This window comes from Klebsiella sp. 10-1, assembly GCF_009758445.1.
Taxonomy (GTDB): Bacteria; Pseudomonadota; Gammaproteobacteria; order Enterobacterales; family Enterobacteriaceae; genus Klebsiella; species Klebsiella scottii.
Window position 1 is genome coordinate 17,860 of record NZ_WQRE01000016.1, and the last position, 21,668, is coordinate 39,527.

The following is a 21,668-nucleotide window of genomic DNA, read 5'->3' on the forward strand; positions in this document are numbered from 1 at the left end:
AAACCAAAACCACATTGCCAGGACGGCAAGAGAGACCCAAAATCAGAGTTTTCTGGATTTAGAGCGCTCACATTAGCATCACGGCATTTTTTCGCAAGCGCGGCGTATCGCGTTTACAATTTAGTTGTCCTTTATAGCGAATCTGGCGGCAAAGCGCAGTGAGAACTTTGCGCAATAGCTCCCATTTTAGAGCCGCCTGATGGGGTTTACCTACAGCCGCCGCTCACAAAATGTTACACTTACACCGCTTAGTGACCAGGGTAAGAAAGGATGCTTCTCTCCCGTCTTGTGAATGAGCAGGACCTTCGTTTTTCCTTTCTTTCTCTGACTTTCCATCAATGTTGCTGGCCTCGGCCTGATGCCGGGGTTTAGGTTACGGATACCTGCTAACAATATGATTAAAATCAAAAAAGGGCTGGACCTGCCCATAGCTGGCATGCCAATACAGCAGACGACTTCTCAGATTGCAGTCAAACGCGTTGCGCTGTTGGGCGAGGAGTACATCGGTATGCGCCCCTCAATGGCGGTTAAAGAAGGCGACCGGGTGCAGAAAGGCCAGCCTCTGTTCGAAGATAAAAAGAACCCCGGCGTCCACTTTACCGCGCCTGCGAGCGGCGTTATCAGCGCGATTCACCGCGGCGAACGCCGGGTGCTGCAGTCGGTGGTGATTGACGTAGACGGCAATGACGCCGTGCAGTTTCCCCGCTACGCGCCGGACGACCTTGCCGGACTGTCGCGTGAAACCGTACAGCGTCAGCTGCTGGCGTCCGGCCAGTGGACGGCGCTGCGCACCCGACCGTTCAGCAAAACGCCGGCGCCGGGCAGCGTGCCGGCCGCGATTTTCGTCACCGCAATGGATACCAACCCGCTGGCCGCCGATCCTCAGCCCATTATCCTCGCCCGGCGCGAGGCCTTTGACGCCGGTCTTACGGTGCTGACCATCCTCACCGACGGCAAGATCCACGTGTGCCAGGCCAGCGGCGGTAAGCTGGGGGGCCATCGTTCAGGGCAGGTTACCTTCAACCAGTTTTCCGGTCCGCATCCGGCGGGGCTGGCGGGAACCCACATCCACTTCCTCGAACCGGTGAGCCTGACAAAACAGGTCTGGCACCTGAACTATCAGGAGGTTATCGCCATCGGGCGGCTGTTCCTCGACGGGGAGCTCTACAGCGAGCGCGTTATTGCGCTTGGCGGCCCGCAGGTCAAGGAGCCACGGCTGGTGCAAACCTGCTGCGGCGCCAGCCTTGATGAGCTGCTGGCGGATGGGCTGATGGCCGGCGAAAATCGGGTGATTTCCGGCACGGTGCTTAGCGGTACCCGCGCCTTTGGCCCGCGAGCTTTTCTCGGGCGTTTCCACCTGCAGGTGAGCGTGGTTAAAGAGGGGCGCGACAAAGAGCTGTTTGGCTGGGTGATGCCGGGGAAAGATAAATTCTCCATCACGCGTACCACCCTGGGGCACTTCCTGAAGCGTAAAGTCTTCAACTTTTCGACCGATACCCACGGCGGCGAGCGGGCGATGGTGCCGATTGGCAACTACGAAAGGGTAATGCCGCTGGATATTCTCCCCACCTTGCTGCTGCGCGATCTGCTGGCGGGCGATAGCGAAAGCGCGCAGGCGCTGGGCTGCCTGGAGCTGGATGAGGAAGATCTCGCGCTTTGTACCTACGTGTGCCCCGGCAAGTATGAATATGGCCCGGCGCTGCGCAGCGTGTTAACCCAGATTGAGCAGGAAGGATAGGTGATGGGCTTAAAGCAGCTGTTTGACAAAATTGAGCCGCACTTTACGCACGGCGGCAGGCTGGAAAAATACTACCCGCTGTTCGAAGCGACGGCGACGCTATTCTACACCCCCGGTCAGGTGACGCGCGGAGCCGCTCACGTACGTGATGCCATCGATCTGAAGCGAATGATGATCCTGGTCTGGCTCGCCGTATTCCCGGCCATGTTCTGGGGCATGTATAACGTTGGCCTGCAAACGCTCCCCGCGCTGCACAAGCTGTACGGCGCGGAGCAGCTGCAGCAGATTATTGCCAACGACTGGCACTACAGCCTTGCGCAGTGGCTGGGGGTGAGCTTCGCCGCGGATGCGGGCTGGCTGAGCATGATGACCCTCGGCGCGGTGTTCTTCCTGCCAGTCTATATCACCGTGTTTATCGTCGGTGGTTTCTGGGAGGTTCTCTTCGCCATCGTGCGCAAGCATGAAATCAACGAGGGATTTTTCGTCACCTCGATCCTCTTTGCGCTGATCGTTCCTCCCACGCTACCGCTGTGGCAGGCCGCGCTGGGCATCTCCTTCGGCGTGGTTATCGCCAAAGAGATTTTTGGCGGCACCGGGCGTAACTTCCTTAACCCGGCGCTGGCGGGGCGCGCGTTCCTGTTCTTTGCCTATCCGGCGCAGATTTCCGGCGACCTGGTATGGACCGCCGCGGACGGGTTTTCCGGCGCGACGCCGCTGTCCCAGTGGACGAGCGGCGGCGGTGAAGCGCTGGTGAACGTTACCAGCGGCCAGCCGGTTAGCTGGATGGACGCCTTCCTCGGCAACATTCCCGGCTCCATCGGCGAAGTTTCAACGCTGATGATCCTGATCGGCGGCGCGATCATTATCTTCGGGCGCATTGCCTCGTGGCGCATCGTTACCGGAGTGATGATCGGCATGGTGGCGACCGCGACGCTGTTTAATTTCATCGGCTCGGACACCAACCCGATGTTCGCCATGCCGTGGTACTGGCATCTGGTGCTCGGCGGTTTTGCCTTCGGCATGATGTTTATGGCGACGGACCCGGTGTCCGCGTCGTTTACCGATAAAGGGAAATGGGGCTACGGCCTGCTGATCGGCGTGATGTGCGTGCTGATTCGGGTGGTCAACCCGGCCTATCCGGAAGGGATGATGCTGGCGATCCTTTTCGCCAACCTCTTTGCGCCGCTGTTCGATTACCTGGTGGTGCAGGCCAATATTAAGCGGAGGAAGTCGCGTGGCTGAGAATAAAGGTAACGATAGCATCGGCAAAACGCTGCTGGTGGTGCAGGTGCTTTGCCTGGTCTGCTCCATTATCGTCGCCGGGTCCGCCGTGGGTCTGAAGTCACGGCAGCAGGAGCAGCGCGAGCTGGATAAACAGCGCAATATCCTCGCCGTGTCCGGGCTGGTGACGCCGAAGATGAGCGCCGAGGAGGTGGAGAGCGTTTTTGCCGCCCGTATCTCCCCGCGGCTGGTGGATTTAGCCAGCGGCGAGCTGCTGGATAAAGACCCGGGCAAATTCAATCAGGCGCAGGCGCTGAAAGATCCTGCGCAAAGCATCTCGCTGGACGTCAGCCAGGACCCGGCGGGCATCAAGCATCGGAGCAATATTGTCGAAATTTACCTGGTGCGCGATGAGCAGCAGCAGATTCAGGAAGTGATCCTGCCGATTTACGGCAACGGTCTGTGGTCGATGATGTACGCCTTCGTGGCGCTGGGTACCGATGGTCGTACGATAAAGGGCCTGACGTATTACGATCATGGCGAAACTCCGGGGCTGGGCGGCGAGGTGGAAAACCCCAACTGGCGTCAGCAGTTTATCGGCAAGCAGGTGCTTGACGATAGCGGCCATCCGGCGCTGAAGGTGGTGAAAGGCGGGGCGCACCCGGGGGATATCCACGCCGTTGACGGCCTGTCCGGGGCGACGCTGACCGCGAATGGCGTGCAGCATAGCTTTGATTTCTGGATGGGCGAGCTGGGCTTCGGCCCGTTTCTGAAAAGAGTGCGTGACGGAGAGCTGAATAATGGCTGAAGCAGGCGATACGAAAGAGATGAAGCGCGTGCTGGTGGGGCCGCTGCTGGCCAATAACCCCATTACGCTGCAGGTGCTGGGGGTCTGTTCGGCGCTGGCGGTGACCACCAAACTGGAAACCGCGCTGGTGATGACCATCGCGGTAACGCTGGTGACGGCCTTCTCCAGCATGTTTATCTCGATGATCCGCCACCATATTCCCAACAGCGTGCGCATTATCGTGCAGATGACGATCGTCGCCTCGCTGGTGATTGTGGTGGACCAGCTGCTGCGCGCCTTTGCCTATGAGACCTCCCGGCAGCTGTCGGTATTTGTCGGGCTGATCATCACCAACTGCATCGTGATGGGGCGGGCGGAAGCGTACGCCATGAAGTCGCCGCCGCTGGCCAGCTTTATGGACGGTATCGGCAACGGACTGGGCTATGGCGCCATTCTGATCGTGGTCGGCTTCCTGCGCGAGCTTATCGGCAGCGGCAAGCTGTTCGGCGTCACCGTGCTGGAGACGGTGCAGAACGGCGGCTGGTATCAGCCGAACGGCCTGTTTCTGCTGGCGCCGAGCGCCTTCTTTATTATCGGTTTGCTGATTTGGGCGCTGCGCAGCTGGAAGCCGGAACAGCAGGAAAAGGAGTAAACGATGACGGCTCACTATATCAGCCTGTTTGTCCGCGCCGTATTCGTAGAGAACATGGCGCTGGCCTTCTTCCTCGGGATGTGTACCTTCCTGGCGGTGTCGAAAAAGGTTTCCACCGCCTTTGGTCTCGGCCTGACGGTCACCATCGTGCTTGGGCTGGCGGTACCGATCAATAACCTGATCTATAACCTGGTGCTGCGCGACGGGGCGCTGGCGGAGGGCGTCGATTTAAGTTTTCTCAACTTTATTACCTTTATCGGCGTGATCGCCGCGCTGGTGCAGATCCTTGAGATGATCCTCGATAAATATTTCCCGGCGTTATACCACGCGCTGGGGATCTTCCTGCCGCTGATTGCCGTGCACTGTGCGATTTTTGGCGGCGTCTCCTTCATGGTGCAGCGTGACTACAACTTCCCGGAATCCATTGTTTATGGCTTCGGTTCCGGTATCGGCTGGACGCTGGCGATTGTCGCCCTGGCGGGCATCCGGGAAAGAATGAAATATGCCAACGTGCCCGCCGGCCTGCGCGGGTTAGGGATCACCTTTATTACCACGGGTCTGATGGCGCTGGGCTTTATGTCATTCTCCGGTGTGCAGCTATAAGGGCGGAAAGTATGGAAATTATTCTTGGCGTCGTTATGTTTACGCTGATCGTGCTGGTGCTGTCAGGATTGATTCTGGCGGCGCGTTCGAAGCTGGTCAACGCCGGTGATGTGGTTATTGAAATCAATAACGAAGCGGATAAACAGATCCGCACATCGGCGGGCGATAAGCTGCTGAATACGCTGTCCAGCAACGGAATCTTTGTCTCCTCCGCCTGCGGCGGCGGCGGTTCCTGCGGCCAGTGTCGGGTGACGGTGAAAGAGGGCGGCGGCGATATCCTGCCGACCGAGCTTTCCCATATCACCAAACGTGAGGCGAAAGAGGGCTGCCGGCTGGCCTGTCAGGTCGCGGTGAAGCAAAACATGAAGATCGAGCTGCCGGAAGAGATCTTCGGGGTCAAAAAATGGCAATGCGAAGTAATCTCCAATGATAACAAAGCGACGTTTATCAAAGAGCTGAAGCTGCGCGTGCCGGACGGCGAAGTTGTGCCGTTCCGCGCCGGGGGATATATCCAGATCGAGTGTCCGTCGCACAAGGTGGCGTATGCTGACTTCGACGTGCCGGACGAGTACCGCGCCGACTGGGATAAGTTTAACCTGTTCCGCTACGTCTCCGAGGTAAAAGAGCCGACCCTGCGCGCATACTCGATGGCTAACTACCCGGACGAGAAGGGCATTATCATGCTCAACGTGCGTATTGCCACGCCGCCGCCGAAGGTGCCGGACGCTCCGCCGGGCATTATGTCTTCCTATATCTGGTCGCTGAAAGCCGGTGATGAGGTGACGATTTCCGGGCCGTTCGGCGAATTTTTTGCCAAAGATACCGATGCAGAAATGGTCTTTATCGGCGGCGGGGCCGGCATGGCGCCGATGCGTTCGCATATTTTCGACCAGCTCAAGCGGCTGCACAGCGGGCGTAAAATCAGCTTCTGGTACGGCGCGCGCTCGCTGCGCGAAATGTTCTACGACGATGAATTTGAACAGCTGGCGCGGGAAAATCCTAACTTTACCTTCCACGTGGCGCTGTCCGATCCGCTGCCGGAAGATAGCTGGAATGGTCACACCGGCTTTATCCACAACGTGCTATATGAGAACTACCTGCGCGATCATCCGGCACCGGAGGAGTGCGAGTTTTATATGTGCGGGCCGCCGGTGATGAATGCGGCAGTCATTAAGATGCTGAAAGATCTCGGCGTTGAGGATGAAAACATCATGCTGGATGACTTTGGAGGTTGATCGATGTGGACCCTGTTTCTCGCGACCTTTGTGATTTTCGCCCTGGTTATTCTGGGGATGTCGGTGGGCTATCTGGTGAAGCGCAAAAGCCTGCAGGGGAGCTGCGGCGGGATCGCCTCGCTGGGTCTGGAAAAGGTCTGCGACTGTCCGGAACCGTGCGATGCGCGGAAAAAACGCCTGGCGCGCGCAGCGCAGCGGCAGCAGGACCGGATCCTGTAATCACTTCTGACTAGCCTGATAAACGCCCCGGCCGCACTCAGCGACGCCGGGGTTCAGCGACGGCGCATTTTGGCTTCCCTCTCTTCTCATTGAACAGAATTATGCTGTATACTTGTCCAGTGGTCAGTGAGGGCTAGCTATGCGCAAAATCATCCATGTTGATATGGACTGCTTCTTTGCCGCGGTCGAAATGCGCGATAACCCGGCGTTGCGGGATATTCCCATCGCGATCGGCGGCAGCCGGGTACAGCGGGGCGTCATCAGTACCGCCAACTATCCGGCGCGTAAGTTTGGCGTGCGCAGCGCAATGCCAACGGCGATGGCGCTTAAGCTTTGCCCGCATCTGACGCTGCTTCCGGGGCGCTTTGACGCCTATAAAGAGGCGTCGGCCCATATCCGGGAAATTTTCTCGCGCTACACCTCGCTGATCGAACCTCTCTCGCTCGATGAGGCGTTTCTTGACGTCAGCGACAGCGTCCACTGCCAGGGCTCGGCGACGCTGATGGCGGAGGAGATCCGCCAGACCATTCAGCGTGAGCTGCAGCTGACCGCCTCCGCCGGCATCGCTCCGGTGAAATTTCTCGCCAAAATCGCCTCCGATCTGAATAAACCCAACGGCCAGTTTGTGATTGCGCCGCATCAGGTCGCAGAATTCGTCAGAACCCTGCCGCTGGCGAAAATACCCGGCGTGGGGAAAGTCTCCGCGGCAAAGCTGGAAAATATGGGGCTGCGCACCTGCGAAGATGTGCAGAAAAGCGATCTGGCGATGCTGCTCAAGCGCTTTGGCAAATTTGGCCGGATCCTGTGGGAGAGAAGCCAGGGCATCGACGAGCGGGAAATCAACAATACGCGGCAGCGTAAATCGGTTGGCGTCGAGCGTACGCTGGTGGAGGATATTCACCAGTGGGGCGACTGTGAGGCGATTATTGAAAGCCTCTACCAGGAGCTGGAGCGGCGGCTGATCAAGGTTAAACCGGATCTGCTGATTGCCCGCCAGGGAGTAAAGCTCAAGTTTAATGATTTTCAGCTGACCACGCAGGAGCACGTCTGGCCGCGCCTGAATAAAGATGATTTGCTCGCCACGGCCTACAAAGCCTGGCATGAGCGGCGCGGCGGCCGCGGGGTGCGGCTGGTGGGGCTGCACGTTACGTTACTCGACCCTCAGCTGGAGCGGCAGCTGGTTCTGGGATTATAGCTATGCTGCAGATAAGACATTACCAGGATGACGATTTTTCCGCGCTGTGCGCCATCTTCATGCGCGCGATTCAGGAGAGCGCCAGCGGCGACTATTCGGCGCCGCAAATTGCCGCCTGGGCGCAGGTCGATGAGGCCCGCTGGCGGCAAAAAATGCGCGACTCCCGGGTGCTGGTGGCGGCGATCGAGCGGCAGCCGGTCGGCTTTATTAGCGCCATCGGCAGCTATATCGATCTCCTGTTTGTCGCTCCCGAACGCTCCCGTCAGGGGATTGCCGGCGCGTTGCTCGCTGAGCTGTTCAGGCAAATTCCGCAAGGGACGCTGACGGTTGCGGCCAGCATCACGGCGAAACCGTGCTTTGCGCGTCATGGCTTCAGGGTGGTGGAAGAACAGCAGGTGGAAGTCCGCGGCGAGAGGTTTATCAATTATCGCATGGAGAAGGTGAGGGAGCCCGAATAGGGCGCAACGCGCCGTACCCGAGCTCTTTTCGCGGCGGAACTTACTTCGCCGGAATCGCTTTCAGCAGTTCAGTCAGCAGCGTCCAGTATTGGCCAACGCTTTCGATATGAACCTGCTCATCCGGGGAGTGCGGCCCGGTAATGGTCGGCCCAATGGAAACCATATCCATATCCGGGTACGGCTTTTTGAACAGGCCGCATTCCAGACCGGCGTGAATAATCTGGATATTCGGCGTTTTATTAAACAGACGCTGGTAGGTTTCGCGGACCAGATGCATCACCGGTGAGTTTGCATCCGGCTGCCAGCCCGGGTAAGCGCCCTTGGCTTCGGTTTTCGCTCCCGCCAGTTTGCCTAACGAATCCAGCATGCTGACGACGTAGTCTTTGCCGCTGTCGATCAGGGAACGGATCAGGCAGTGGATTTCGACGTTATCATCGGTCATGGTTACCACGCCGACGTTGAGGGAGGTTTCGACCACGCCCTTCGCCACGTCGGAGTTACGGATCACGCCGTTTGGCATGGCGTTCAGCAGACGAACAAAGCCGTCGCGAGACTGCGCCGTCAGCGCGGGTTTATCCGTCGCAGCGGACTCCAGCAGCAGGACCAGATTCTTCTCTTTGGCCGCCAGCTCGTTTTGGAGAATTTCCTGATAGGTATTCACCAGCGCCGCCAGGGTATCGCTCTTATCGGCGGCTACCGCAACGGTGGCGAAGGCTTCACGCGGAATGGCGTTGCGCAGGGTGCCGCCGTTGAAATCAACCAGGTGCAGATCCAGCTCAGCGACGTGACCGGCGAGGAAGCGGGCCAGCAGCTTGTTGGCATTCCCCAGACCGACGTGGATTTCACCGCCGGAGTGGCCGCCTTTCAGCCCTTTTAGCGTCAGCTTAAAGCTGTGGAAACCGGCCGGGATCGCTTCGCGCGCCAGCGGCAGGTTGGAGGTGAAGTCGATCCCCCCGGCGCAACCCATGTAGATTTCGCCTTCTTCTTCCGAGTCGGTGTTAATCAGGATATCTGCCTGCAGCCAGTTGGCCTGCAGGCCAAACGCGCCGTCCATGCCGGCTTCTTCGGTCATGGTCAGCAGCACTTCCAGCGGACCGTGTTCGACGGAGTCATCAGCCAGCACCGCCAGAGCGGAAGCCATACCGATACCGTTATCCGCGCCCAGGGTGGTACCGCGGGCCTTGACCCACTCGCCGTCGATGTACGGCTGAATCGGATCTTTAGTAAAGTCGTGAACGGTATCGTTGTTTTTCTGCGGCACCATATCGAGGTGCGCCTGCAGCACGACCGGTTTACGGTTTTCCATCCCGGCGGTAGCGGCTTTACGAATCAGAATGTTGCCAACCTGGTCGCGTTCTGCGTGTAAGCCTTTTTCTTTTGCCCAGCCCATGATGTGTTCAGCGAGTTGTTCTTCGTGATAGGAAGGGTGGGGAATGGAGCAGATTTTGGCAAAAATATCCCACAGCGGCTGCGGGGATAATTGAGACAGTTCAGACACGATGAGTCTCCTTACGATCGCCTGCAAAATTCTTTTGCAGGTCGAGGGTTAGCAATAGAATACACGTCAAGCGAGGGCTTGCGCGGTGGGGTTGAGAATACCACTTTCCACGCTAACGGGTAGTGGAAACAACGCAAAAAGCGTCGCCAGGGCCGCTTAATACTGGTTTTTAGCGCTTCAGATCTCTATAATCTCGCGCAACCATTTTCCCCCTCGAACATCATTTAAGCCGTATAACACAGGCTGGGACACTTCACATGAGCGAAAAATACGTCGTCACCTGGGACATGTTGCAGATTCACGCCCGCAAACTGGCAAGTCGCCTGATGCCTTCTGAACAATGGAAAGGCATTATTGCCGTTAGCCGCGGTGGTCTGGTACCGGGCGCGCTGCTGGCGCGTGAGCTGGGTATTCGTCATGTTGATACCGTTTGCATTTCCAGCTATGACCACGATAACCAGCGTGAGCTGACCGTCCTTAAGCGTGCTGAAGGTGATGGTGAAGGGTTCATCGTGATTGATGACCTGGTTGATACCGGCGGCACCGCGGTCGCCATCCGCGAAATGTATCCAAAAGCACACTTCGTCACTATTTTCGCTAAACCAGCCGGTCGTCCGCTGGTTGATGACTACGTGGTTGATATTCCGCAGGAAACCTGGATTGAACAGCCGTGGGATATGGGCGTGGTCTTCGTACCGCCTATCTCAGGCCGTTAATTTTCAAGGCGAGTGCTATTTACCACGCCCGGTTTTGCCGGGCGTGGTTTTTTTTGCCTGTTAGCAGGTTACAATAGCCATAGTGGCGACACGATGGAGACTGCACATGTCACAGGCTAACCTTAGCGAAACGCTGTTTAAACCTCGATTCAAACATCCAGAAACGTCTACGCTGGTGCGTCGGTTCGCGTCCGGCTCGCAGCAGCCGATCCACTCTGCGCTCGATGGGAGCAACGTCGATCGCTGGTATCGCCTGATCAATCGCCTGATGTGGATCCGGCGCGGCGTGACGCCGCAGGAGATCCTTGACGTGCAGGCGCGCATCGTCATGAGCGATGCGGAACGCACCAATCCGGAGCTGTACGACACCGTCGTGGGGTATCGCGGCGGCAACTGGATTTTCGAATGGTCTAAACAGGCCATGATTTGGCAGCAAATGGCGGGTCAGGAAACGGACCTCGAACTCAGCGGCCGCCACTGGCTGCACGCGTCCAACCTCTACAGCATTGCCGCCTATCCGCATATTAAAGGCGATGAGCTTGCCGATCAGGCACAGGCGCTGGCCAACCGGGCCTATGAAGAGGCCGCGCAGCGTCTGCCCGGCGGGCTACGTGAGATCGAGTTCCCGGTTCCCGGCGGCGCGCCGGTCAGTGGTTTTTTACATCTGCCAAAAGGGGAAGGCCCGTTCCCGGTGGTCATGATGTGCGGCGGCCTGGACTCGCTGCAGACCGATTACTACAGCCTGTATGAAGACTATTTTGCCCCGCAGGGGATTGCGATGCTGACCCTCGATCTGCCTTCCATCGGCTTTTCATCGAAATGGAAGCTAACCCAGGACTCCAGCCTGCTGCACCAGCACGCGCTGCGGCATCTGCAGAACGTCCCGTGGGTCGATCATACCCGGGTCGCGGCGTTCGGCTTCCGCTTTGGTGCCAATATTGCCGTCCGGCTCGGCTATCTGGAGTCGCAGCGCCTGAAGGCCGTTGCCTGTCTGGGGCCGGTGGTGCACAACCTGCTGGTTGACCCTTTGCACCAGGGGCGAGTGCCTGAAATGTATCTTGATGTCCTGGCGTCGCGTCTGGGAATGCACGATGCCTCTGACGAAGCATTGCGCATTGAGCTGAACCGCTACTCGTTAAAAACGCAGGGGCTTCTGGGCCGCCGCTGTCCGACGCCGATGTTCTCAGGCTACTGGAAAAACGATCCTTTCAGTCCGGAAGAGGAGTCGCGTTTAATTACCTCGTCATCTGCCGATGGCAAGCTGCTTGAGATCCCAACGAAGCCGATTTATCGCAATTTTGATCACGCATTGCGACAGATTAGCCGGTGGATCAACCAGAGATTTAGTTAATTTATTGCTAAATTTTATTGATTTGGTAAAACAGTTGCATCACTAAAGGAGATCGCAATGACGTTACCGAGTGGACACCTGAAGAGTAAGCTGATTAAGAAATTCACGGCTCTTGGCCCCTATATCCGCGAAGAGCAGTGTGAAGACAACCGCTTCTTTTTCGATTGCCTGGCAGTTTGCGTCAACGTTAAACCGGCGCCGGAAAAACGAGAGTTTTGGGGATGGTGGATGGAGATGGAAGCACAGGCATCGCGCTTTACTTACAGCTATCATTTTGGTTTGTTCGATAAAGAAGGGGTATGGCAGTCGGTGGTCATCGACGATCCTGAAGTTAGCGAACGGCTTGAAAAAACGCTACGTGATTTCCACAACAGGGCCAACGCGCTGCTGGCGACGTTCAGCCTGAAGCTTGAACCGGCTGATGACTTTAGCGAGCCCGTCAGGCTGAGAGCCTGACGCCTCGTCCGTAGTCCGCACCGAGCGAAAATGTCCATGCCCTACGGCATGGATTTTTTTGCGTAGAAAATCTTTTACTAATTGTAAATTCTGCTGGCCCGTTTCATCACCCTGTTTTAATAACCCGGATTAAAGTGGGTAGATATTTTTTGCGGCTGGAATATAGCCGCCTACGAATTCGTTTATTAAACGGCGGTCAATATTCTGGTCCGGCTGCGGGTTTATTTTAGGATGCGTATCGGCCGTTTTTTTAACCTGTAGCGGCATCCTGGGCGGGCAACCAGCTCCTGCCAGGTGAATGCGCAGGCGGCTTCTTTACTCATTATTCCCGATGCGATGTGACCCGTTAAGGGTAGCTTTACCAAAAAAATAAATAGATATCCTGCTGTTATGAAAGAGTAAAATTCTTTTAAGCTTGCCCGCAGAAGCGTGATTGTCTCGCCAGCGCTGATGCTCATCTCGCCATAAATACCCGCTGAACTTTATTCCCACGTAAGCGAAATACTTCTTTCTTATTATTTTCTGTTAGCGCCGTACCCCTTGATAGGAATCAGCGCGACGGGGCGCCTGTGTTAATAAAGCACCATTGAAAATATAACTGATACGATCTGATGACTGATACTACCCGTGGATTAAAAGAGTACCAGGGCGCCGCCGGAGGGTGGGGAGCCGTTAAAGCCTGTACTGCGCACGTACTGGGACAAAAAACGCCGGTACGCGACACTATCGCGCTGTTTAAAATGAACCAGGCTAAAGGGTTTGATTGCCCCGGCTGCGCGTGGCCCGATCCGGACCATCGCTCTGCGATGGAGCTATGTGAAAACGGCGTCAAGGCCGTTTCATGGGAAACCACCGCGAAAAAAACCTCGCCGGAATTCTTCGCTCGCCACACGCTGAGCCAGCTTTGGCGGCAAAGTGACTTTGAGCTGGAGAACCACGGCCGGCTCACTCATCCGATGAAATACGATATTATCAGCGATACCTATCAGCCCATCGCGTGGGAGCAGGCGTTTGCCGAAATCGGCGACATCATGCGCGGGTTCTCCCCCGATGAGATGGAGTTTTACACCTCCGGGCGCACCTCAAATGAAGCTGCGTTTCTCTATCAGCTGTATGCGCGCGAATACGGCAGCAACAACTTCCCCGACTGTTCGAATATGTGCCACAGCCCGACCGGCACCGGGCTGGGATCTTCTATCGGCATCGGCAAGGGCACCGTTGAGCTAAGCGATTTTGCCGCCGCGGACCTGGTGATTTGCGTCGGGCATAACCCGGGCACCAACCACCCGCGGATGCTGACGACCCTGCGCGAAGTTGCCAGGCGTGGAGCGAAGATCATCTCGGTGAATCCACTACGCGAGCGCGGCCTGGAGCGGTTTAGCTTCCCCCAATCGCCGACGGATATGCTTATGGGCGGGCACACGGATCTCTCCAGCGATTACTTCCAGATCCGCGTTGGGGGCGATGCGTGGTTTTTCCGCGGCGCCATGAAAGCGCTGCTGGAGATGGATGCGCAGCGTCGGGTCCAGCAGCAGGAGCCGGTCATTGATAGCGAATTTATCGCCTCGCAAACGTCGGGATATCAGGCGTTGGTTGACGACCTGAACGGCCTCGACTGGGCGGACATTGAGCGTGGGGCGGGGGTAGAGCGCAGCGCTATCGAATATTTCGCCGATATTTATAGCCGCCACCGGCGGGTTATCGTGAGCTATGGCCTGGGAATTACCCAGCATCGTAACGGCACGCAGAACGTCCAGCAGCTGATTAATCTGCTGCTGATGCGCGGGAACATGGGGCGTGAAGGCGCCGGTATTTGTCCGCTACGCGGCCATTCTAACGTCCAGGGCGACAGGACGGTGGGGATAAACGAAGCGCCGGACGAAGCGTTTAACCTGCGGCTGGAAAACTATTTCGGCATTACGGTCCCGCGGGCGCACGGACGATCCTCCATCGACAGCATTAAGGCTATCGAAAACCGGGTTTCCCGCGGGCTTATCTGCATGGGCGGCAACCTCGCCGTGGCGATGCCCGACCCGCTGCGGACATTCCCGGCGATGCGTCGGCTGGATCTCCAGGTCCACGTTGCGACCAAACTCAACCGTTCCCACCTGCTGGCGGGTAAAAACACCTATCTGTTCCCGACCTTAGGGCGCAGCGAGCGCGATGTGCAACGCGCGGGCGTGCAGTCCGTTACCGTAGAGGACTCGATGAGCATGGTGCACGCTTCAACCGGCGCGCTGAAGCCGGCCTCGCCGTGGCTGCTGTCCGAACCCGCCATTGTGGCGGGGCTGGCGCGCGCCACGTTACCGCGCAGCCCGGTCGCCTGGGAGAAGCTGGTGGCGGACTATCGACTGATTCGTGAGGCGATTGAAGCCGTGATACCGGAGTTCCATCAATTCAACGAACGCATCGCTGCCCCGGGCGGGTTCCGTCTCGATAACCCGGCCTCGCGCGGCGAATACCGTACGGCGTCGGGCAAGGCGACCTTCCACGTCTGCGATACCGAGGCGCTTGATAGCGCGGCTATGCCGTCAGATTGCCTGGTGCTCACCACGATTCGCAGCCACGACCAGTACAATACGACGATTTACGGTATGGACGACCGCTACCGCGGCGTTACCGGACGCCGCGACGTCATTTTCCTGAGCCGTCAGGAAGCGCAAAAGCGCCAGCTGGCGCAGGGCGATGTGGTCAATATTGTGGCGTTGGATGATGAGGGCAATGCCTGCGAAGAGAAGGTGATGCGCAACCAGACGGTTTATATTGTGCCGATGGCCGCATCGTCTATTGCCGCCTATCTGCCGGAGGCCAACATTTTACTGTCGCTGGACTCGGTTGATAAACAGAGCCTGACGCCGGCCTATAAGAGCGCCCCGGTGCGGATCTACAGGTCCTGACCGCGCCGGAGGGCGCGGGGGATAGCGCGCTGCCGTCTTCGCGACTTAGCAGAGTAAAAGCAGGGCACCGTGTCGGATCGCCCGCTTTCAAAACGGCGACGAGCCGATCTTTTCAGGAGGCTTTCTGCTGCAGTTTTCCCGCCATCGCCCGCTGAATCACCGGAATTGGCGTCAGCAGATGCTGGCGCATCAGTTCACCGGCAAGCGGGGCGTCACGCGCCAGAATAGCCTCGGTTAGCCTCCGATGCTGGCGCCGTTTATCTTCCAGCATGGCAACCGACAGCACCGTCGTGCGCAGCCAGATAAACCGGTAGCGCGCGGCGAGGTCGAAAAGACGTTCGCGCATTTGCAGCAGATATTGTGAACCGCAGCCGGCAACAATGGCGGAATGGAACGCCTGATGGCGCCTGTCCCACTCATCCAGCAGCTTCTCGCTGGCGTCGCTGGACTCCAGCTTATTGAGCAGATGCGCCCGGGCGAGCAGCTCGGCCTCCCACTCGTCGCCGCCGCGCTCAATGGCGAGACGCACCAGCATCGCCTCCATATTGGCCCGGGCGTCGAAGATATCGAGCAGCTCCTGCTCTGACATCGAGGCAACCCGATAGCCTTTTTGATTAATCACGGTAACCAGGCGCTCGGCAACCAGCCGGGAGAGCGCTTCGCGCAGCGGCCCGACGCCAAGCGCATAGCGCGAGGTCAACAGGCTCATACGCAGCTTTTCATCCGGCTGATAGCGGCCGCGAATGATGTCGTTTTTAAGCCAGCGGTATCCGTCTATGGCCGTCGGCTGGGAGGTGGCGGTCATGGGCTTACTCCTGAACGGCTATCCCGGCCTTCCCGCCCAGGGATACGCATATTAAGGGGGTATTTACGGCATCGCCGCCGGCGCGGCCCTACAGACCAATGCACATATATTTGATTTCTAAGTAATCATCTATTCCATACTTCGACCCTTCGCGGCCGAGCCCGGAGGCTTTGACGCCGCCAAAAGGCGCCACTTCATTGGAGATAAGGCCGGTGTTGATCCCGACGATACCGTACTCCAGCGCCTCGCCGACGCGGAAGACGCGGCTCATGTCGCGGGCATAGAAATAGGCCGCCAGGCCGAATTCGGTATCGTTGGCCTGACGGATAACGTCCTCCTCATCTTTAAAGCGGAACAGCGGGGCCAGCGGGCCAAAGGTCTCCTCTTTGGCAACCTTCGCGCTGTCGGGAACGTCCAGCAGGATCGTCGGCTGGAAGAAGTTACCGCCAAGCTCGTGCACCTTGCCGCCGGTCACGATCCGCGCGCCTTTAGCGACGGCATCGGCAATATGCTCCTGCACTTTGGCGACCGCCTTGTCATCAATCAGCGGCCCGGTGGTGACGCCGCTTTGCAGGCCATCGCCGAGCTGCAGCTTTTCCACCGCCTGCTGTAGCTTCGCGGCAAAGCGTTCGTAAACGCCCTCCTGCACGTACAGGCGATTGGCGCAAACGCAGGTCTGCCCGGCGTTACGGAACTTGGAGGCCAGGGCGCCCTCAACCGCTTTATCGAGATCGGCATCGTCAAATACGATAAACGGCGCGTTGCCGCCCAGCTCGAGGGAGACTTTCTTAATATCTTGCGCGCACTGCGCCATCAGCTGGCGGCCGATTTCCGTCGAGCCGGTAAACGACAGCTTGCGTACCAGCGGGTTGCTGGTCAGCGCATTGCCTACCGCTCCGGCGGAGCCGGTCACCACGCTGAATACGCCGTCAGGAATGCCGGCCCGCTGGGCCAGCTCGGCCAGCGCCAGGGCGGAGAAGGGGGTCTGGCTGGCGGGTTTGAGCACCATGGTACAGCCTGCGGCCAGCGCCGGGCCGGCCTTACGGGTGATCATGGCGGCAGGGAAGTTCCACGGCGTGATGGCCGCGGTGACGCCAATCGGCTGCTTGATAACGATCAGGCGCTTATCCGCCTGATGGCCGGGAATGGTATCGCCGTAGACTCGCTTACCCTCTTCAGCAAACCATTCGATAAACGAGGCGGCGTAGCTGATTTCGCCCCTGGCTTCCGCCAGCGGTTTCCCCTGCTCCAGCGTCATCAGGCGGGCGAGGTCGTCCTGGTTCGCCATGATCAGATCGAACCAGCGGCGCAGGATCGTGGCCCGCTCTTTAGCCGTTAAGGCCCGCCAGGCAGGGAGCGCCCGGTTGGCGGCATCAATGGCCTCGTGGGTCTCATCGGCGCCCATTTTCGGCACGCTGCCCAGCCGCTGGTCGTTAGCCGGGTTGGTGACCGTAATCACCTCGCCGCTGAGGGCATCGCGCCACTGGCCGTCGATAAATGCCTGCTGGCGGAACAAAGTTGGGTCGTTGAGTTGCATGATGGTTTCCTGTTTCAAAACGTTTAACGAGTGTATGCGGCAAGCAGAGAGTCCGCGCTACGGGCGGCGCGCAGGCTGCGGCCGGGATTATGCTGGCTGGCCAGCAGCGTCTGTACTTTGCCGACGATATGCGCCCCGATGGGGATAGCCGATGTGGCCGCCGGGGAGGGCGCATTGCAGGTATGAATGGAGCGCGCCGTGGTGACGAACAGAAAATCGTCGATCAGCCTGCCGTGCGGAGAAACCGCCTGTGCACGAACGCCCGCAGGCCACGGCTGGAGATCCTGCAGAACGAGGCTCGGGCAGTACTTTTGCACCAGCCGCAGGTAGCCGTCTTTGCACAGGGAGTTTTTCATTTCGCGTAATCCCGAGCGCAGGTTGCCCTGCAGCACGCGACGAATACCGGGCGAGCCGAGGATTTCCAGCGTATCGGAGAGTGAAAAATCGCGTTTGCGATAGCCTTCACGCTTCAAGGCGAGTACCGCATTCGGGCCCACGGTCACGCTGCCGTCGATCATGCGCGTGAGGTGGACCCCGAGGAACGGCATGGCCGGGTCGGGGATCGGATAGATCAGATGTTTCACTATCTGGTTATGCCGAGGCGCCAGGCGGAAATACTCCCCACGAAACGGGCAGATAATAAAACCGGGATCGACGCCGAGCATTTTGACCACCCTGTCGGCCATCAGCCCGCTGCAGCTCACTAATGTGGCGGCTTCAAACACCTGTCCCTGTTTAGTGTAGACGACCACGCCGGCGGCGTGCTCTTTCAGGGCGCTAACCTCGGCGGCGTAGACGATTTCGCCGCCGCCGGCGACGAAGGTTTTCGCCATCGCCTCGGTGACCTCGCGATAGCTGACAATTCCGCTGGAGGGGACAAAGATGCCGCCGATGCCGGTAATATTCGGCTCCCGCTCCCCCAGCGCCTCCGCGCTGAGCCATTCGCGATCCAGCCCGTTGGCCGCGGTGCGATCCCACAGCGCCCGCATCCGCGACATCTCCAGCGGCGAGGTGGCGACCAGCATTTTTCCGCAGCGGTCATAGCGGATACTGTGCCGATCGCAAAAAGCTTTGGTCGCCCGATTTCCGGCAAGGCAGAACTGCGCTTTGAGGCTCCCGGGAGTGTAGTAGACCCCGGCATGAATCACGCCGCTATTGTGGCCGCTCTGATGACAGGCCGGGCCGGACTCTTTTTCCAGCAGCGCAATTCTGGCGTCCGGGTAGACCTCCAGCAGCTGCATGGCGGTCGACATGCCGATAATGCCGCCGCCAATAATCACAAAATCATACATCCGCTCGGTTCCTTCCCCTGATAGCGCTTATTGATGGGGCCGCTCGTGGCGGGCGGCATCGCTGATATAGCCGCGTTGACGCATCAGCTCCCGGCGCAGATCCGGATGCGCGATAAAGCGGTCGCGGCCGTGCAGCCAGAACAGATTGTTAATTAACAGCAGTTTGCCGACCGGCACCGGAACGGAGAGGATGTTTTGGCTGCTCTCCAGGGCATCCGAAAGATCGCTTAGCCAGATGCCTTCGGCAAAATCTTTTGGCTGCACAAACTGATCGATATAGCGCATCACCGGGCGGCCCTGCCGGTCGACGTCGAACACCGGGTGGAAGACGTCACGGCTGACGTTTTTGCTCGGCGGCGCGGCCCAGCGCATCGAGCGACGGGCGAGCGGATGGTTGAAATAACGCTCCAGATGCTCCCAGTCGTCAAGATGCAGCAGCAGGGAGTTTCCGCCCTGCATATGCTGCTCGTCGATTTTCATCATCAGCACGTAGTCGGTGATCTCTTCGACGTAGGTTCCGTCGTTATGCAGCTCCATTACGCGGTGCGGCTGTCGCAGGTAGCTGTCTGAATTATCAACGTTAGTTACGACAAATCGGGCGTAATATTGGCCGCTCATGGCGTCGTAGCTGGAGCGGCCAATCAGATGGGCGACTGCCGTTGCCAGCTTCACCATTTCATCTGCCTGGGCTACGTTATCGATCCCTTCCGCGCCGATCAGCAGCGCGCCCTGACGGCGCTCCAGCAGCGTTTCGAGCAGCAGCGGCTGCAGCTTACCGGCGCAGAGATCGTCGAGGGTCTTCGCGATTTTAAAGCGCAGGAAGGATTTATACTCCAGCGCCTGTACCGGCCACTGCGCGGTCTGCTGCATAAACCGTTGGGCGATCTGCGCGGAAAAGGTGAGATCCTGCAGCCGCGGCGACCGGGAGGAGGGGGCGATGGTGAACCCGCTGTCGCCGCGGGCGCTCTCATCGGCATTGGGTTTTACGGCAGTGAAAGTATTCATCAGAATCGATCCTCGCGGTGGGCTCAGGCACAGCGATGTTGATTTCGTCGCCATAAATTAAAAATATCGACATTTTTATAAAGTGCGCATTAATTGCGCTGATTGTTTATTTTTTTGTGATCTGAGGCGATAAAACAGAGCCGCTTGTTGTATATGGCTATCGGGCGTAAAGGGGAGGATTGTCGGGGAATGACTGACAAAAATAGGGGTTGGTCTTTGAATATAAATTCAGTTATTGTGAATTTATAATTATTTTTGGTGGAAAGGAAAGCGTCATGGAATGCCCGGTTGAGAAGCAGTTTAAGGCCTACAACGCCCACGATATTGATGAATTTATTGCCTGCTTTTCCGAAGATTTCAAAGCGTATCGCATGCCTGCGGAAACCCCCTCCCTGATCGGCATTCCGGCGTTAAGAGAGTTTTACGTCAACCAGCGTTTTAATATCGCAGAACTGCGCGCGGAGCTTATTTTCCGTACCGTTCTCGGGAATAAGGTTTTCGACCATGAGCTGATTTACGGGCTCTCCGCAGAGCCGATTGAGAGCATGGCGGTTTTTGAGGTTGAGAATCAGCTTATTAAGACCGCATGGTTTTTCTTTGCCGCCTGAGGCCCATCGCCAGCGCGGCGGGGGCTAACGCTCTGCCGCTTCCTCCCTCTCTGCGCTAAACAGTGACTAAACAGCGACGCCCCGGTTTTTATTGTGTAACGCCCGCCCGCAAATTAGCGATGTCCGCCACAAAATTCACATCTCATCCGCCATGAGCCCGTTAAGTACCTTGCTTTTAGATAAGGCGCCGGATAGTTTCTGTAACGTTACACTAAAACGTTACAGTAGAAGCGTGAAGCTACTTTTTTGTTTAACTCCCCCGCCGATTCAGCAAGGCCTGAGAGGGTGACATCTATCTCAACGGGACGTGAAAGGATAACGATGATGAAAATGAAACCGTTTTGTTCAGTAAGTCGTATTTTTGCTTTTGCATGTTTGGGCGCGGCCCTGTTAGCCGGCAGCACCGTGACCTCTTTGGCCCACGCGGCGCTTAACTTTCGAGTCTACTCTTCGCTGCCGGGGGACGACTCCTCCGCCCACTACATTTGGTACAGCCGTTTTCAGGAAAACCTCAACAACAACCCGAAGCTGAAGGGACAGATCAAGCTCAACTATTTCGCCAACGGCATGCTGGGTAAAGAGGCCGACGCCACCCAGCAGGTACGTATTGGCGCAATTAATATGATGATCTCCGGGACATCTATCTGGGCAACGCTGGTGCCTGAAATTGGCGTTCTGGATCTCGGCTATTTATTTAAAGATTACGCTCAGGTCGGTAAAACCCTCGACGGAAAAGCGGGTGAAAAGCTGGCGGCTTTAATGCTGGATAAGGCTAACGTGATGGTGCTGGGCTACGGCTATAACCTCGGCGCGCGTAATATTTATACCAAGAAGGTTATTGAAAAACCTGAAGATTTAAAGAATCTGAAAATTCGCGTTTTACCGGTGCCTAACTTCATCGCCACCCTCAACCATATGGGGGCGGTGGCCATTCCTATGCCGGGCGGGGAGGTCTATTCGAGCCTGCAGATGGGGGTGATTGACGGCGTAGAGCATGACGCCCCGACGATCTACTCGAGTAAATATTATGAAATCGTCAAAAATGGCACCCTGACCCGCCATAGCTACAACCCGCTGATGATCGCCATGAATAAGAAAAGCTTCGAGCAAATCCCGGCGGAGCTGCGCGGCGAAGTGCTGGCTGCGGCAAAGGAGGCGACCGATTACGAACGCCAGCAGGCCGCTAAAAAAGAGCAGGAGGCCATTAAGAACCTGCAGGCGAAAGGCGTGACGTTCCGCGAAACCGATCGCCACTATTTCTATCAGCAGGTGCAGCCAGTTTGGCAGGCGTTCCTTGACCAGTATCCGGATATGAAACCTATCGTTGACGAGATCGCCGCCGCGGCGTCGGACAACCAGTAGCTGTGGGAACCGCCGGCTTGCCCGCCCTCGCGG

At 57.8% G+C, this 21,668-nt stretch carries 20 protein-coding genes; 15 read left to right on the plus strand and 5 right to left on the minus strand.

Annotated features, from left to right (window positions below):
• Nucleotides 1–394 precede the first annotated feature (394 nt).
• The 9 genes from GO007_RS27890 (at nt 395) to GO007_RS27930 (ending at nt 8,108) form a co-directional block, all read left to right on the plus strand.
• Nucleotides 395–1,738, plus strand: coding sequence for a Na(+)-translocating NADH-quinone reductase subunit A (locus tag GO007_RS27890; RefSeq protein ID WP_095105558.1), 1,344 nt, complete (start codon nt 395–397; stop codon nt 1,736–1,738).
• Between the two features lie 3 nt (nt 1,739–1,741).
• Nucleotides 1,742–2,980 (plus strand): NADH:ubiquinone reductase (Na(+)-transporting) subunit B, encoded by a 1,239-nt coding sequence (locus tag GO007_RS27895; RefSeq protein ID WP_095105559.1) that lies wholly within the window; start codon nt 1,742–1,744, stop codon nt 2,978–2,980.
• Complete coding sequence (locus GO007_RS27900; RefSeq protein ID WP_095105561.1) at nt 2,973–3,767, plus strand: Na(+)-translocating NADH-quinone reductase subunit C; 795 nt, start codon at nt 2,973–2,975, stop codon at nt 3,765–3,767. Before GO007_RS27895 ends, GO007_RS27900 begins: the two co-directional genes overlap by 8 nt.
• Nucleotides 3,760–4,398, plus strand: coding sequence for an NADH:ubiquinone reductase (Na(+)-transporting) subunit D (locus tag GO007_RS27905; protein WP_095105562.1), 639 nt, complete (start codon nt 3,760–3,762; stop codon nt 4,396–4,398). The genes GO007_RS27900 and GO007_RS27905 overlap by 8 nt, the downstream gene beginning before the upstream one ends.
• A 3-nt stretch (nt 4,399–4,401) precedes the next feature.
• Entirely contained in the window at nt 4,402–5,001 is a 600-nt protein-coding gene (nqrE, locus tag GO007_RS27910) for an NADH:ubiquinone reductase (Na(+)-transporting) subunit E (protein ID WP_095105563.1), read from the plus strand.
• An 11-nt stretch (nt 5,002–5,012) separates the two neighbouring features.
• Nucleotides 5,013–6,236: an NADH:ubiquinone reductase (Na(+)-transporting) subunit F gene (nqrF, locus tag GO007_RS27915; protein WP_095105565.1), complete on the plus strand. Its 1,224-nt coding sequence runs from the start codon at nt 5,013–5,015 to the stop codon at nt 6,234–6,236.
• 3 nt (nt 6,237–6,239) lie between these two features.
• On the plus strand, nt 6,240–6,455 hold the full coding sequence (nqrM, locus tag GO007_RS27920) for a (Na+)-NQR maturation NqrM (protein ID WP_095105570.1): 216 nt from the start codon (nt 6,240–6,242) through the stop codon (nt 6,453–6,455).
• Between the two features lie 139 nt (nt 6,456–6,594).
• Entirely contained in the window at nt 6,595–7,650 is a 1,056-nt protein-coding gene (gene dinB, locus GO007_RS27925) for a DNA polymerase IV (RefSeq protein ID WP_095105573.1), read from the plus strand.
• Between the two features lie 5 nt (nt 7,651–7,655).
• On the plus strand, nt 7,656–8,108 hold the full coding sequence (locus GO007_RS27930) for a GNAT family N-acetyltransferase (RefSeq protein WP_223261850.1): 453 nt from the start codon (nt 7,656–7,658) through the stop codon (nt 8,106–8,108).
• 40 nt (nt 8,109–8,148) lie between these two features.
• Here the strand turns inward: GO007_RS27930 and pepD are convergent, their stop codons facing one another.
• Nucleotides 8,149–9,606, minus strand: a complete 1,458-nt coding sequence (pepD, locus tag GO007_RS27935) for a cytosol nonspecific dipeptidase (protein ID WP_095105576.1) — start codon at nt 9,604–9,606, stop codon at nt 8,149–8,151.
• Nucleotides 9,607–9,863: 257 nt separating this feature from the next.
• Between pepD and gpt the strand changes: the two genes are divergently transcribed.
• The 4 genes from gpt to GO007_RS27955 all read left to right on the plus strand — a co-directional run bounded on the left by gpt (nt 9,864) and on the right by GO007_RS27955 (nt 15,026).
• Complete coding sequence (gene gpt, locus GO007_RS27940; protein WP_041144180.1) at nt 9,864–10,322, plus strand: xanthine phosphoribosyltransferase; 459 nt, start codon at nt 9,864–9,866, stop codon at nt 10,320–10,322.
• Nucleotides 10,323–10,428: 106 nt separating this feature from the next.
• Nucleotides 10,429–11,673 (plus strand): esterase FrsA, encoded by a 1,245-nt coding sequence (gene frsA, locus GO007_RS27945; protein WP_095105577.1) that lies wholly within the window; start codon nt 10,429–10,431, stop codon nt 11,671–11,673.
• A 57-nt stretch (nt 11,674–11,730) separates the two neighbouring features.
• Nucleotides 11,731–12,129 carry a sigma factor-binding protein Crl gene (gene crl, locus GO007_RS27950; RefSeq protein WP_095105578.1) on the plus strand — a complete coding sequence of 133 codons (399 nt, stop codon included), beginning with the start codon at nt 11,731–11,733 and terminating at the stop codon, nt 12,127–12,129.
• 611 nt (nt 12,130–12,740) lie between these two features.
• Complete coding sequence (locus tag GO007_RS27955) at nt 12,741–15,026, plus strand: FdhF/YdeP family oxidoreductase (protein WP_095105579.1); 2,286 nt, start codon at nt 12,741–12,743, stop codon at nt 15,024–15,026.
• 112 nt (nt 15,027–15,138) lie between these two features.
• On the opposite strand, the gene csiR is transcribed toward GO007_RS27955, so the two are convergent.
• The 4 genes from csiR to glaH form a co-directional block, all read right to left on the minus strand.
• Nucleotides 15,139–15,831 (minus strand): DNA-binding transcriptional regulator CsiR, encoded by a 693-nt coding sequence (gene csiR, locus GO007_RS27960; protein ID WP_095105581.1) that lies wholly within the window; start codon nt 15,829–15,831, stop codon nt 15,139–15,141.
• A gap of 88 nt (nt 15,832–15,919) precedes the next feature.
• Complete coding sequence (gene gabD, locus GO007_RS27965; RefSeq protein WP_095105582.1) at nt 15,920–17,368, minus strand: NADP-dependent succinate-semialdehyde dehydrogenase; 1,449 nt, start codon at nt 17,366–17,368, stop codon at nt 15,920–15,922.
• 23 nt (nt 17,369–17,391) lie between these two features.
• The gene (gene lhgO / locus GO007_RS27970; RefSeq protein ID WP_095105583.1) at nt 17,392–18,660 is read right to left on the minus strand and encodes an L-2-hydroxyglutarate oxidase; all 1,269 of its coding nucleotides are present in this window, start codon (nt 18,658–18,660) and stop codon (nt 17,392–17,394) included.
• 27 nt (nt 18,661–18,687) lie between these two features.
• Complete coding sequence (gene glaH / locus GO007_RS27975) at nt 18,688–19,665, minus strand: glutarate dioxygenase GlaH (protein WP_095105585.1); 978 nt, start codon at nt 19,663–19,665, stop codon at nt 18,688–18,690.
• Between the two features lie 275 nt (nt 19,666–19,940).
• Here glaH and GO007_RS27980 point away from each other — a divergent pair, with 275 nt between their 5' ends.
• Nucleotides 19,941–20,273 (plus strand): nuclear transport factor 2 family protein, encoded by a 333-nt coding sequence (locus GO007_RS27980; RefSeq protein ID WP_095105587.1) that lies wholly within the window; start codon nt 19,941–19,943, stop codon nt 20,271–20,273.
• A gap of 321 nt (nt 20,274–20,594) precedes the next feature.
• Complete coding sequence (locus tag GO007_RS27985; RefSeq protein WP_095105589.1) at nt 20,595–21,635, plus strand: TRAP transporter substrate-binding protein; 1,041 nt, start codon at nt 20,595–20,597, stop codon at nt 21,633–21,635.
• Nucleotides 21,636–21,668: the final 33 nt, after the last annotated feature.

What these genes read in the sequence shown, in the direction of transcription:
- frsA (WP_095105577.1), top strand. Translation starts at nt 10,429, where the DNA reads ATGTCACAGGCTAACCTTAGCGAAACGCTGTTTAAACCTCGATTCAAA.
- GO007_RS27955 (WP_095105579.1), top strand. Translation starts at nt 12,741, where the DNA reads ATGACTGATACTACCCGTGGATTAAAAGAGTACCAGGGCGCCGCCGGA.
- gpt (WP_041144180.1), top strand. Translation starts at nt 9,864, where the DNA reads ATGAGCGAAAAATACGTCGTCACCTGGGACATGTTGCAGATTCACGCC.
- lhgO (WP_095105583.1), bottom strand. Translation starts at nt 18,660, where the DNA reads ATGTATGATTTTGTGATTATTGGCGGCGGCATTATCGGCATGTCGACC.
- glaH (WP_095105585.1), bottom strand. Translation starts at nt 19,665, where the DNA reads ATGAATACTTTCACTGCCGTAAAACCCAATGCCGATGAGAGCGCCCGC.
- GO007_RS27985 (WP_095105589.1), top strand. Translation starts at nt 20,595, where the DNA reads ATGATGAAAATGAAACCGTTTTGTTCAGTAAGTCGTATTTTTGCTTTT.
- csiR (WP_095105581.1), bottom strand. Translation starts at nt 15,831, where the DNA reads ATGACCGCCACCTCCCAGCCGACGGCCATAGACGGATACCGCTGGCTT.
- crl (WP_095105578.1), top strand. Translation starts at nt 11,731, where the DNA reads ATGACGTTACCGAGTGGACACCTGAAGAGTAAGCTGATTAAGAAATTC.
- gabD (WP_095105582.1), bottom strand. Translation starts at nt 17,368, where the DNA reads ATGCAACTCAACGACCCAACTTTGTTCCGCCAGCAGGCATTTATCGAC.
- nqrM (WP_095105570.1), top strand. Translation starts at nt 6,240, where the DNA reads ATGTGGACCCTGTTTCTCGCGACCTTTGTGATTTTCGCCCTGGTTATT.
- nqrF (WP_095105565.1), top strand. Translation starts at nt 5,013, where the DNA reads ATGGAAATTATTCTTGGCGTCGTTATGTTTACGCTGATCGTGCTGGTG.
- GO007_RS27890 (WP_095105558.1), top strand. Translation starts at nt 395, where the DNA reads ATGATTAAAATCAAAAAAGGGCTGGACCTGCCCATAGCTGGCATGCCA.
- GO007_RS27980 (WP_095105587.1), top strand. Translation starts at nt 19,941, where the DNA reads ATGGAATGCCCGGTTGAGAAGCAGTTTAAGGCCTACAACGCCCACGAT.
- dinB (WP_095105573.1), top strand. Translation starts at nt 6,595, where the DNA reads ATGCGCAAAATCATCCATGTTGATATGGACTGCTTCTTTGCCGCGGTC.
- nqrE (WP_095105563.1), top strand. Translation starts at nt 4,402, where the DNA reads ATGACGGCTCACTATATCAGCCTGTTTGTCCGCGCCGTATTCGTAGAG.
- GO007_RS27895 (WP_095105559.1), top strand. Translation starts at nt 1,742, where the DNA reads ATGGGCTTAAAGCAGCTGTTTGACAAAATTGAGCCGCACTTTACGCAC.
- GO007_RS27905 (WP_095105562.1), top strand. Translation starts at nt 3,760, where the DNA reads ATGGCTGAAGCAGGCGATACGAAAGAGATGAAGCGCGTGCTGGTGGGG.